At 58.6% G+C, this 12119-nt stretch carries 14 protein-coding genes; 4 read left to right on the plus strand and 10 right to left on the minus strand.

Going from position 1 to position 12119, the window contains the following annotated elements:
• The first annotated feature begins 91 nt into the window (after positions 1-91).
• The 4 genes from trbF to I6F12_RS34840 are packed head-to-tail and all read left to right on the plus strand — an operon-like array spanning position 92 to position 3263.
• Positions 92-775 (plus strand): conjugal transfer protein TrbF, encoded by a 684-nt coding sequence (gene trbF / locus I6F12_RS34825; protein WP_225158350.1) that lies wholly within the window; start codon positions 92-94, stop codon positions 773-775.
• Entirely contained in the window at positions 772-1806 is a 1035-nt protein-coding gene (gene trbG / locus I6F12_RS34830; protein WP_225158351.1) for a P-type conjugative transfer protein TrbG, read from the plus strand. The genes trbF and trbG overlap by 4 nt, the downstream gene beginning before the upstream one ends.
• Entirely contained in the window at positions 1803-3014 is a 1212-nt protein-coding gene (locus tag I6F12_RS34835) for a TrbI/VirB10 family protein (protein WP_225137029.1), read from the plus strand. The genes trbG and I6F12_RS34835 overlap by 4 nt, the downstream gene beginning before the upstream one ends.
• Positions 3015-3017: 3 nt before the next feature.
• Complete coding sequence (locus I6F12_RS34840) at positions 3018-3263, plus strand: DUF2274 domain-containing protein (RefSeq protein WP_225137027.1); 246 nt, start codon at positions 3018-3020, stop codon at positions 3261-3263.
• On the opposite strand, the gene I6F12_RS34845 is transcribed toward I6F12_RS34840, so the two are convergent.
• From I6F12_RS34845 to I6F12_RS34895, 10 genes are all read right to left on the minus strand, one after another.
• Complete coding sequence (locus tag I6F12_RS34845) at positions 3230-4189, minus strand: LysR family transcriptional regulator (RefSeq protein ID WP_225137025.1); 960 nt, start codon at positions 4187-4189, stop codon at positions 3230-3232. The genes I6F12_RS34840 and I6F12_RS34845 overlap by 34 nt on opposite strands.
• Positions 4190-4274: 85 nt before the next feature.
• Entirely contained in the window at positions 4275-4907 is a 633-nt protein-coding gene (locus I6F12_RS34850; protein WP_225137023.1) for an acyl-homoserine-lactone synthase, read from the minus strand.
• Positions 4908-4990: 83 nt separating this feature from the next.
• Positions 4991-5719 (minus strand): LuxR family transcriptional regulator, encoded by a 729-nt coding sequence (locus I6F12_RS34855; protein WP_225137068.1) that lies wholly within the window; start codon positions 5717-5719, stop codon positions 4991-4993.
• Between the two features lie 498 nt (positions 5720-6217).
• Positions 6218-7456, minus strand: a complete 1239-nt coding sequence (gene kynU, locus I6F12_RS34865; RefSeq protein ID WP_225158352.1) for a kynureninase — start codon at positions 7454-7456, stop codon at positions 6218-6220.
• A gap of 9 nt (positions 7457-7465) precedes the next feature.
• Positions 7466-8341, minus strand: coding sequence for an alpha/beta hydrolase (locus I6F12_RS34870; protein WP_225137019.1), 876 nt, complete (start codon positions 8339-8341; stop codon positions 7466-7468).
• Between the two features lies 1 nt (position 8342).
• The gene (locus I6F12_RS34875) at positions 8343-9254 is read right to left on the minus strand and encodes an ABC transporter permease (RefSeq protein ID WP_225137017.1); all 912 of its coding nucleotides are present in this window, start codon (positions 9252-9254) and stop codon (positions 8343-8345) included.
• Positions 9255-9264: 10 nt separating this feature from the next.
• Complete coding sequence (locus I6F12_RS34880; RefSeq protein WP_225137015.1) at positions 9265-10044, minus strand: ATP-binding cassette domain-containing protein; 780 nt, start codon at positions 10042-10044, stop codon at positions 9265-9267.
• 64 nt (positions 10045-10108) lie between these two features.
• Positions 10109-10852: an ABC transporter substrate-binding protein gene (locus I6F12_RS34885; protein ID WP_225158353.1), complete on the minus strand. Its 744-nt coding sequence runs from the start codon at positions 10850-10852 to the stop codon at positions 10109-10111.
• Positions 10830-11093, minus strand: a complete 264-nt coding sequence (locus I6F12_RS34890; RefSeq protein ID WP_225158354.1) for a hypothetical protein — start codon at positions 11091-11093, stop codon at positions 10830-10832. The genes I6F12_RS34885 and I6F12_RS34890 overlap by 23 nt, the downstream gene beginning before the upstream one ends.
• A 30-nt stretch (positions 11094-11123) precedes the next feature.
• Positions 11124-11933 carry a tryptophan 2,3-dioxygenase family protein gene (locus I6F12_RS34895; RefSeq protein WP_225158355.1) on the minus strand — a complete coding sequence of 270 codons (810 nt, stop codon included), beginning with the start codon at positions 11931-11933 and terminating at the stop codon, positions 11124-11126.
• Positions 11934-12119: the final 186 nt, after the last annotated feature.

A 12119-nucleotide genomic window follows, 5' to 3' on the forward strand; every position in this document is an offset into this window, starting at 1 on the left:
CGCATCACTGCACTCCGCCGCACAGCAGGGCCTCAAATCTTTCTGTCGCACGACTTGAAACCGATCACTCGATAATCAGGGGCAACCATCGATGTTCAAACGATCATCAATCCACTACGGGCGCATGCCCGAGCCGATTACGCCTTATCAAAAGGCCGCGCAGGTTTGGGACGAACGCATTGGGTCAGCGCGCGTGCAAGCCAAGAACTGGCGCCTGATGGCGTTCGGCTGCTTGATGCTATCGGCTGGTCTCGCAAGTAGCCTTGTCTGGCAATCGAGCCAGGGCTCGATCACGCCGTGGGTGGTCGAAGTTGATCATCTCGGCCAGGCCCAAAGGGTTGCGCCGGCCAACATCGACTATCAGCCCACTGATGCGCAGATCGCCTACCATCTGGCGCGCTTTATCGAGGATGTCAGGGGCCTGCCGGCCGACGGCATCGTTCTGCGCCAAGACTGGCTCCGCGCCTATGATTTTACGACCGATCGCGGCGCCGCTGCGCTCAACGACTACGCGCGCAACAATGACCCCTTTGCCAAGCTGGGCAAGGTGCAAATCTCAGTGGACGTCTCGAGCGTCATTCGGGCGTCGTCGGAAAGCTTTCGGGTCGCGTGGACCGAGCGCACCTACGACAACGGGTCGCTGAGTTCGACCGAACGCTGGACGGCAATTCTCACGATCGTAATCGAGACGCCGCGCTATGCCGAACGCCTGCGCAAGAATCCGCTTGGCGTCTACGTCCGCGCCATCAACTGGTCAAAGGAGTTGAGTCAGTGACCAAGACGCCGTTTGACGATCATTCAAGACGTTTTCTCCAGCAAAGCAGGATCGATGCGGTTTGGCCCGAGTTCGTGAGCTCGAAGCGTGCATTTCTGTCAGCTCTTTTGCTTTGTTCGTCTGCGCTCGGTGGGTGCGCGACCTACATTCCACCGGAGATCAGCTATGACGCTGAAGTTCCTCCGGTACCAGCGACGCTAGTGGCTCCCGACGACAGATCGCGACCGCTTCACGTTCCACCCCTCTGGAAGCCGGCGCTCGGGGGCAAGTCGGCAGGGAAGGAAGACGCTGAACCCGTGAGCCGGGTTGAGACCGCAAACAGCGCAGCCCGGGTCGAACCGCGCAAGCGGGGGTATTTCAACGCGGCGCAAATCTACGCCTACAGTCCCGGGGCGCTCTATCAAATTTACGCCGCACCGGGGCAGATCACGGATATCGCGCTCGAGGAGGGAGAACAGTTGACGGGATCAGGGCCGATCGCGGCCGGAGATACCGTACGCTGGGTCGTGGGCGATACCGAGAGCGGGAGCGGCGACGCACGGCGCGTCCATATCCTGGTCAAGCCGACCCGAGCTTCGATCGAGACCAACCTCGTCGTCAATACCGATCGGCGGACGTACCTGATCGAACTACGCTCCCGCGATCGGCCATACATGCCGTCTGTTGCCTGGTACTATCCGGAAACCGTACGCGAACGATTGCGTTCGGTCGCTCTGAAGCCCGTTCTTCCGGAACCGGCGCAGCGCATTTCACGCTATGCCGTCGAAGGGGACAGTCCTCCCTGGCGGCCGCTCGCCGCATATGACGATGGCCGCAAGGTCTACGTCGAGTTCCCGCAAGGCATCGCGCAGGGCGAGATGCCTCCCCTCTTCGTCATCGGTCCAGACGGCAAGACCGAACTCGTCAACTATCGCGCCTACGGCAACGTGTTGATCGTCGATCGGCTGTTTGCGGCCGCCGAACTGCGGCTTGGCGGTGAACACCAGCAGAAGGTTAGGATTGTCAGGACTGACGGGAGGCCGTCGTCATGAATACCCGGAATGAAGCCGATCACCAGCAAGCTGCTCCGCCGGCTACACCGGAGGAACAGTCCAGGAGCTTCCGCTTGAGAGCAGAGCATCCGCGCGTGACGCGGCTGTCGCGGAAGGTCTTGGCCGGGGGGAGCGCGGTTGCCCTGCTTGTCATCGGCGGAGCGGTCCTGTGGTCGCTACAGAGCACTCGCTCCCGTAATCAAGCGGCCGATGAGCTTTACAGCACTGACCACCATAATATTGCCGACGGCATTACGACGCTGCCAAAGGACTATGCTGGCGTTCCGCGCCAGCCAATCCCGCAGCTTGGTCCGCCACTCCCCGGGGACCTCGGTCGACCGATACTTGCCGCTCAAGGCCAGTCGCCGATGATCGGTACTGATCCGGACCAGCAGCGGCGGGATCAAGAGACCGAAGCAGCTCGCATCAGTCACCTGTTCGCTTCGACCAATGGTCGAGAAGTGCGTCCGTCCGCTGCTGCGGCTCCTGGAAGCGAGCGCGTGACGTCGCCGAACGCGTCGAGCACGGGCGATGACGGATTTGTGCAGAACGGTCAAGACCGGAAGCTTGCCTTCGTGAACGCATCCGTGGACCGTCGCACGGTCAGCCCTGACCGCATCACGAGGCCGGCTTCACCATATATCGTGCAGGCCGGGACGGTCATTCCGGGAGCCCTGATCACCGGGATACGATCGGACCTGCCGGGCCAGATCACGGCGCAGGTAACCGAGAATGTCTTTGACACTCCGACCGGCCGCTTTCTGCTTGTGCCCCAAGGAGCGCGCCTCATCGGGGTCTATGATAGCCAGGTCACTTTCGGCCAGCCGCGCGTTCTGCTGGTCTGGACCCGGCTGATAATGCCGAATGGACGTTCAATCGTTCTCGAGCGGCAGCCAGGCGCAGACACTGCGGGATATGCAGGCCTCGAAGACCAAGTAGACAACCATTGGGGCGAACTCTTCAAAGCCGCGGCCCTATCGACGTTTCTAGCGGTCGGGACCGAACTGGGGGCTGGCTCGGATACGAACAGCAACGACAGCTCCATAATCCAAGCATTGCGGCACGGCGCCTCGGGCTCACTGAACCAGAGCGGGCAGCAGGTAGTTCGGCGCGGCCTCAACATTCAGCCCACACTGACCGTGCGACCGGGTTTCCCAGTTCGCGTTGTCGTCAATCGTGACCTCATACTTGCACCTTACGGAGGATAGGGGATGCCCAAGCTCAGAATAGGAGCGCTGCCCGATGACAAGCCGGTCAAGGTCGCCACTGAACTTCCAGCGTCAGTGCATCAAGATCTCGTCGCCTATGCAGAGGCCTTGACACGCGAAAGTGGGCAGCGCATCGAGCCCGCAAAACTGATCGCGCCCATGCTGGCGCGCTTTATGGCCACGGACCGCGGATTTGCAAAAGCGAGACGAGCCGGTCACACCCCGAGAGCCGGCGGAGGCGAGGGATAGCGTTCTGCTAACAGATTGAGGAAACGCTTCAGAGCCGGATTCTCATTGTCGTCGCGCCAATGCGCATAGAAGTCCAGCCGGCTTGGTCCCGTTCCGTCCTGCAATTCTCGGTACACAAGGCCGGCGAAGCTTGCACCAATATCCGATTCCATAGCCAGACTGAGTCCTATGCCCAAACTCGTCAGACTCTTGATGATGCCACGGCTTACGTCATGACGTTCTACCTTCGGCCGATCGTTGGGTAACACGAGCTTCGAAATCAAGAGATCCTCGAGCTCTCTTCCTGGATCATATTCACTTAGCAGGATCTTTTCGTTACGCAAATCGGTCCAATAGATGATCTCGCGTGCTGCCAGGCAGTGATCCTGCGGCAACGAGATGAGGATGCGTTCACTCCAGAGCAATAGAGACCTTGTATCCTTTGAAGGTAGACGTCCGGGGCCAACGACAACGTCGATGGTTCCATTACGGAGGGCATTCATCAGACGGAAGCGGGAGCGTTCCGACGTCGCCAGTTCGAGCTCTGGGACCAGCTTCTTGAACTCACCTATCGTCGCTCGCAAATTGCCCGCGGACATAGACGTGAAGAAACCGACGACAAGGTGCCCAGTATCGCCGCGACCACCGGACTTTCCGATGTCAACGAGCATGTCCACCTGCTCCAGGATTAGCCGTGCAACGCGCAAGACTGCGCGGCCGGTCAACGTAGGCTTGATTCCTCCGCTTGAGCGCTCAAACAGTGAAGTTCCCACGAGGTGCTCAAGCTGACCGACAGCACGGCTGAACGCGTTATGCTTGATTGAAAGCGCTTCTGCCGCTCGGCGAAAGCTTCCGTAGTCACAAGCGGCAACCGCGAGCCGAAGCTGTTGCAGATCAATAGCTCTCGCTGAGTTTCGCTGATTATTCCTGATCTCAGTTTCGGTCATGTTCATGGTTCAGTAGCAGACGGCAAGATACGGCGACCCCGCTCAAGGCGGGGACGTGCATATCGCTCGTTTGGCATGACCGCTTCTAGGCGGCTGCGAAGATTACCGGTGTCCAGAGGACCGGTGTCGAAAGACCGCCGGCCTTTCTTAGGCTGGCCAGAATATCGCGCGAAATCGCGAGGTAACCGGCCACGGCAAGGGTGTTGCCGATCGTCGAAGGATTGCCGATGCGTCGCAGAGGCCAGCCGGCTCGTCGAAGGATTCTCTCCATTCGGATATCCGTGACGGTAACGATGTCGGTGAGTTGTCGTGAGAGCCCGAACTCGACCATTCCCGCAAACAGCTCGTAAGCGGCACGAGTGATCGCGTGATCTCCTTTCGGGGCATCCGCAGCAACATCGATTGCGAATCGACTACTTTCCCAAACGAGAGGGGTCGAGGGCGCGGGGTTGCCTTCGATAAGTGCGCGAAAAGTATCGCGAAGCATGGTCGGGCCAAGCGTTGGAAGCAGACGAACGGAACCTTGCACTTGGCCGTTTTCACCTACCTGAACTAGGTAGTGGGGATGCAGCGCATCGAAATCGTCGGTTTCCATTTCGCCACTGGTCTGAACTTCCCATGCCATGCGCAGCTTGAAAACACGATGCCGCAACCGATGCATCTCAACGAGAGTGTCGGAAAACTCTCCATAAGAAGATGGTGTGATCAGCTGAATCATAATCCCTCCAAAGGTGTTCATCACCTCTTTGAAGCGAGATTATTGACGCGAATCATTACCTGTAGTTGTAGGGGAGGCATGCCCTATTTCTGCTTGCTTTTATTTGCAGCGGCCAGGCGCGTCACCGCTTGGGCGATCGTTCGAACACCCAGCTTTTCCTTCGCGTTTTCTAGGTAGTATGCCGCTGTGTTGCGCGAGATGCCGAGGATGCATCCGATCTCCCAAGCGCTTTTCCCTTGTGAAGCCCATTCCAAGCATTCGAATTCCCGAGGAGACAAGCGTATGCCCTTTATAGCACGTTCGTTCGCGAGCTTGCGGCGAACGTGGGCATGGAAATGCATCGCCATAAGCTGAAGAACCCGCGCATGCGAATCAATGCACCTTTCGAATTGCGGCCGTTTCGCGTCGACGGCAAAGGTCAGTGCAGCGATTGGACCGTGCCCATCGTGAATTGGGACGGTAAATCCAAACCGGATTCCGAATTGCGCAGCCTCATCGAAGAGTTGCTGCTGCGCCATCGAAGTCAATCTCGATCGGAAATCACCTCCCCAGCGGAAGGGTTCGGGGGTCTGAAGCGCCTCTCTGATGACAGGATCGATCATTTGATAACTGTTACGCAGATAACGCGCCGTCCACCGCGACGGATACGTGGAAATTAGGCGAGGCTCGTCGTTTTCTGAACGCTGCAAGGCGAGGTAAGCAAAGCAGGACAGATCCAGAGCGGTCGCTGTGTCCGCCATCGCATTGGAAAAGTCCTGAAGATCTTCTGCGGTGGACAGAAGATCGATAAAATTCTGAAAGACGCGATGCATTGCACGACCTGCGCATGTCCCTGAGCTTAAGGAGGCTTTCTCGACCTCTTGACCAATGGCGACTTGTACCGGCCGCGTCTCAAAGAAGGGGCGTGGGCAAGTCGCGCGCCAATTAGACTGCCTGGTTTCCTGGAGGAATCGCTCGCCTCGCGGGCGTTGGCCAAAAAGTTGCGCGCCAACGCGATGCTCAAGGCTCCGCACACCCCTGCTCACGCTCGATTGCTGCAGGTTCAGCGCATCGGCCGCGCGGCGGAAACTGCCGTGCTCTGTCGAGGCCAAGGCACACCTGATCAACCGAAAATCAAGAATACCGTCAGGCTCCAGAGACTAGTCTCCTCTTCGGGAAAACTTTGGGTTTGCACTCCCTCCTGGACCTAACTTCTCCTTCAGCAGGAGAGATGAGGTTGATGTTAGCCGCAGCGAGGATGGCAAACTTTAGGGCGGCTAGCCCATCTCCGGCCTTCCGCGCCGACAGTTGGACGCACGGAAACAACAAGTTCAAGTCACAGCGGCACTGACCTTGAATGTGTCGACATCCCATAGTTTGTTGGTCAGGATTGTCCTCAGCCTCGCCACGGCCGCAGCGACATCGGAATATCGCAGGTAAAGCGGTGCGAACCCAAACCTCATAGTGTCGGGAGCGCGGAAGTCCCCGAGGACGCCATTCGCCGCCAGCGCCCGCATCACTGGATAGCCATAGCTCAGACGGAACGAGACATGGCTGCCTCGTGCGCTTGCGTCGCGCGGCGACTGCAACTCCAGCCCAAACTGGATGCACTCCTGTTCTACGAGTTTAATGAACAACTCGGTCATGCGCCTTGACTTCTCGAAGACGTGGTCGAGATCCACTTCGGTCCACAACTTCAAGGCTTCATCCAGGGCAGAAAGGCTCAGCACGTGCGGCGTACCGCAAACGAAGCGTTTGATCGCTGCGCCTGCTTCGTATTCCGGGATGAAGTCGAAGGGGCGACTGTGGCCCATCCAGCCCGTGAGGGGTTGTGATACCGAACTCACCAGTGACGGTGCGACCCAAACGAAGGCTGGCGCACCCGGACCCCCGTTGAGGTACTTGTACGTGCAGCCAACCGCAAAATCGGCTCCCGACTTTGCCAGTTCCACCTTAACTGCGCCGGTCGAGTGCGAAAGATCCCAAACGACCAGCGCACCGCGCGCGTGGGCTTCGCGGGTCACCCCCGCCATGTCCTGTATTTTGGATGTCCGGTAATGAACGTGACTGAGCAACACCACTGCGACATCGTCCGCAAGGTGGTCCGCGATCCGGTCTGTCGACGGGAAAAATCGAATCTCGACGTCCCTACACAACTCAGCCAAGCCTTCGACAATATAGTTGTCGGTCGGAAAGTTGTCGTGCTCTGCCAGAATCACCCGCCGGCTAGGGCGTAGTCGTAACGCGGCGGCCAAGCATTTGAACAGATTCACGGAGGTGCTGTCGCCGACAGCTATTTCCCCGTTACCGACACCCACCAGCGAGGCAATGCGATCGCCCACGTTTACCGGCATCCTGATCCAACCTGCTTTGTCCCAACTGCTGATCAGACCCTCGCCCCACTCCCTACCCACGGTCAGGGAAGTGCGTTCCGCGACAGCCCTCTGCAACGGGCCGAGCGAGTTGCCATCGAGGTAAATCATGCCTTCGGGGATTTGAAAAAACTCGCGATAGCGAGCCAGTGGGTCGGCTGCATCGAGTGCGTATGCCATTGCGACAAGATCGGTCATGTCTTTTTCTCAGGCAGCGGTGTCGACCACGCCCGCGACGGCGCGGAAGGCCTGGCTGGTTGGGTCGGTGAGATCTAGAAGAATGCTGAAGTGGTCGGCCCCGGCGATTGTGCTGTAGCTCAACGAGCCACATGCGTTGCCCCAGTTCTGAACAAGCAAACGCGACTGACGAATGAATTCCGGACTTTCCAAAGCGCCGACTAACACGCGACCTACGGTGCCGGGAATGGGGGCGCGGAGTGCCGGCGAGAGCAAACGGGCCTCGTCATCCCCAATGTTGATCGCGTCGTTCACATAGGACTGACGGATAGGGTGAAGGTCAAAGACGCCGCTGATTGCGACAATTCCGGCCAGCTTTTGCTCCTCCTCGCCCGCTAGGGCTAAGCATGCCGCCAGATGACCGCCGGCCGAATGGCCGGAGACCACGATCCTTGCCGGGTCGCCTCCGAAGTCGGCTGCACGAGCCCTCACATAGCCGGCGGCCTCCCGGATCTCTGCTACGATCTCACTAAGCGAGACCGTCGGAGCGAGCGAATAGCCTGCCGCGATGTAGATCCAACCCGCCTTAACAAACGCCGGCCCAAGGAAATGGAAATCGTCCTTGCTGCCCTCTTGCCAGAATCCGCCATGAATAAAGACATGGACCGGACGAAGCTGCGCCCCCTTCCTGTCGCCATTGGTGAAAACGTCGAGACGCTGTCGGGTCTTTTTGCCGTAGGGCAGGTTCAGGAATGCAGCCGACCCCGACTGTTGACGAGCTTTCTCGGACAGCGCTTGCCATTGTCCAAAAATAGCTGGCACATGCAATGAGGAGCGGCTGGGCGAAAGCTGCAGATCCAACTCGGCTTTCTCGGCTGGAGGGGCGGCCAAATCGAGCGTCTGCATGTCAGGCTCTCACCTTTTCCCGCATTGCTGGTGCGGTTCCGCGCTTTCGCAAAATAGGTAGCGCCAGCGCGACCAGGACCAGCAGACCGGTAGCGAAGCGGAGGTCCGAGGGCGGGAGCCCAATCGCCAGACAGACCGACACCATCTGCGGATAGAGGATTGATCCGACGACCGGGGCGGCCAGTTGATTTATGACGCGACGTCGCCCTAGCAAGCTTTCGCCAATGATGAGAGAGGCGAGGCCGTTGACGAGAACGCCAATACCCATGCCGACGTCGACGAAGCCCTGCGACTGCACGAGGAGCGATCCACCAAAAGCAGAGCAGGCACCCGCTGTCGCGACGCCGGCAACGGTTATCGAACCAACGCTGACACCATAAGCTTCAGCCATCTCCGGGTTCGAGCCGGCGGCGCGGACACCCACGCCACGCTCCGTCAGCAATAGGTAGAGGAGTAGGAAGAAGACCGTCGCGACGAGAAGACTCAGCACAACGATCTTTCCCGCAAGGGAGCCCGGACCGAAGTATGCAATGCTGTTAAACAAGGTCGGGTATTTGAACAACGCGACGTTCGGTCGACCGAGGATATGGAGATTGAGCGAGTAGAGCATGGTCATCACCAGAATGCCTGCCAGCAGCGAATTGATGCGAAAGCGCAGGTGAATGATTGCGGTGCTAGCGCCGGCAAGCGCCCCGCCCACAGCCGCCACTGCCATGCCCACCATGGGGGACAGCCCGCTTGCTAGGAATGCTGCGCAGATGCTGCCGCCAAGAGGAAACGCACCCTCCGCTGTCATGTCCGGAAAGTTGAGGATACGAAAAGGCAGCATGATCCCTAAGGCCACAAACGCATAGATGAGACTTTGCGCCAGAGTGATCGGAATGAGGTCGTAAAAGCTCCAGAACGCCGTCATGATGGTGCCCTCAACTTGCCAGCAGTATCTTGTCGTCTTTGGTGTGGAAGCGATCGATAAGATCAGAGACAGTGTGCTGTCTCTTTGCTTCGCCCGAAGTCGAGTAAATGATCTGGCCCGCTTCCATCATCACCAGCCTGTTGCCGCAGCGGATCGCCATATCCATGTCATGAGTCACCATCAGCGCTGTCAGCTTGTTGCGTTCGACGGCGTCCAAGGTGATGTCGAGAACGAGTTGCGCCGTTCTCGGATCGAGCGCAGCGGTGTGCTCATCGAGGAGCAGAATCCTGGGCCGCGCCATGACGGCCATGAGCAACGACAGTGATTGTCTTTGTCCGCCTGAAAGCAGTGATACCTTCGCGTCGAGCCGGTCCTCGAGCCCGAGCCGGAGCGTCCTTAGCCTTTCTCGATAGGCGTCACGTCTGGTTGGGCTCAGTCCGAGTGTGAACCGCGCGGGTCGAGGGCGCAGTTCAGCCATGAGCATGTTTTCTGCGATTGTCATCTCCGGCGCCGTACCCAGCATGGGATCCTGGAAGACACGGGCGACCCAGCGCGAGCGCCGATGCACTGGCATCGCGGTGACGTCGCGGTCATCTATCCGGATCGATCCCTTGTCGGGAATGATCTTGCCTGCAACACCGTTCAACAGTGTGCTCTTTCCAGCGCCGTTGCTGCCGATGACGCAGCAGAAATCGCCCTCGTTGAGCGTAAGATCTACGCCCTTAAGCGCATGCTTTTCGTCAAGCGTCCCAGCAAAGAACCTCTTGTCGATGCCTCTGATGGCTAGCATTTCTTCCTCCCTTACTCTGACCACGCACCGAGGCAGCCCTAACCGGTCACCCGGCGCGGATGATTCAGTCGACCATGCAGTTGCAGGATGAGAGGGAGGCTGGGAGCTTGAGGCCGAACTTCTCCATCTGCCTGGCACTGATCACCGGCTTGTGGTCCTTCGGGGCCGGTTTGGCGACCGGGATGTTTTCCGGTTTCTCGCCCTTGAGAATACGTGCAGCCAAATCCGCAGCGAGCCGTCCGACGCTGGCGTAATCGACCGCAAACGAAGCCAGGAAACTATCTGTGCGCACGTTTGCGTCATTTGCCGAGATGACCGGAATTGCAACGGACTGCGCTGCAGCCGCCACGGCGGGCTCTGATGATTGCAGCAGATTGGACGTCATGACGTACAGAACATCAGCGCGACCCTTGAACGCGGAGATTCGCACCGGAATGTCGTTGACCGTTTCGACGCCGATCTCGACCACCTTAAAGCCATATCTGGGCGCCAGATCCTTAATGATCCGTAGCACCGCGACGTCGTTATCTTCACCCGGGTTGTAGGGGACGCCCAGCCACTTGGCGTCCGGCAGCAGTTCGTGAGTGAAATTGAGCACGGCGTCGATGTCTTGCAGGTCCGAGGCGCCGGTCATGTTCTTGTCGCCTCCTTGCCAGCTTTGAACAAGGCTTGCCTGAACCGGATCGCTCACTGCGGCAAACACGCCAACCGCATCGGTGTTCTGCAAGATCGCTTTGGCCCCTTGGCTGACCGGAGTAGTGATAGTCAGGATCAAATTCGGTTTCTCAGAAAGCAGCCGGCCGATCATCTGTGGAACAAGGGAAGGGTCGAAGCACCTGCTTCAAATTGTAGGAGACGTTTTTCCCCTCCTGGTGCCCTAGCTTGCTCAACTCTTCTTTGAACGACTCGGTGATGAGATCGAGCTGCGGATGGCGCCCGAATTGCGCTATCCCGATTTTTGCGACTTCGTCCGCATGCGCGACGTCGCCAAACATGGCTGTCAGCGAAATCGCGATCGTGCCCCAGAGGCTGGTTCTTCTCCAATTCATTGGCTCAGTTCCTCATAGATCGTCCGATCATCAGCGCCCGGACGGTGCGCTCGTTAATCGGCCGCCTGCAGTGCCGCCCACTTCCCCGCCGGCGCTCAGCGTCAACTCGTGTCGAAGCTCCCAAAGCTCGGGGAAAAACAGAAAGTTGGCGGTCGAAGCGAGATAGTCCTGACCGATAGTTCCGCCGGTTCCTTTGGTGCGCATTCCTATCTGGCGCCGCACCATCAGAATGTGGCTATGTCGCCAGGACAGGAAGCGGCGATCAAACTCAAATGCGTTTTCGGCCAATGTGAAAAGTTCGAAGAGCTTCCATCTATCGCGGTAGATCTCGACGAGTGAGTGGTCCGAGTTTCCGACGGCGGCAAAGAACGCCTTGCGCAAAGTTATCGGGTAGCCCTCGGCGAGACCGGGCCAAGCTTTGGCCACGCGCTGGCGGTAAGCCTCTCCTGCTGTCTCACAGAGTCCACACATGACCTCCAGTTCGCGAAACTGCCGGGACTGCATCCCCGAGGCACCGGTGAGATAGCTCCGAAACTCTAGGAAGTCCGCCGCGGACATAGTTTCGAGAACGGTCCAATGCCCTTCCGCCAGCCTCATGATTTCGGCGGCCCGCTTCAGGAGCCAGTTCGCCCTTGTCAATTCGCCCGCAGACAAGTGCTCGATAATCCGCTTCATGTCGAAGATCAGGTGCTTGAACCAGATCTCCAGCGCATGATGCGTGGTGATGAAAATGTGCTCCTCGGGATGTGGCGTGATCTGCCGCATCACTGAAAGCAACTGCTCGAGTTGCAGGTGATTCACGTAACTGAACTGCTGATCTGTGAGCTTGGCGTCCGACATGCTCTACCGTCTCCTCCGACGCCTCACCGGCGTTTAATAATGATGTGCTAATTCAGCATTATTGTATATAAGCCGTCCCTGTCAATCCGCCAAAACGGCGCCTGCGCCAATCTTTCCCGCTGGCGCACCATCCACTTCAGGAGGGAACCGTGCAACTTGCATGGCCGCTGCGCGAACTCTCTCGCG

The sequence above is a fragment of the Bradyrhizobium sp. IC4059 genome (assembly GCF_020193615.1).
Classification (GTDB): Bacteria; Pseudomonadota; Alphaproteobacteria; order Rhizobiales; family Xanthobacteraceae; genus Bradyrhizobium; species Bradyrhizobium yuanmingense.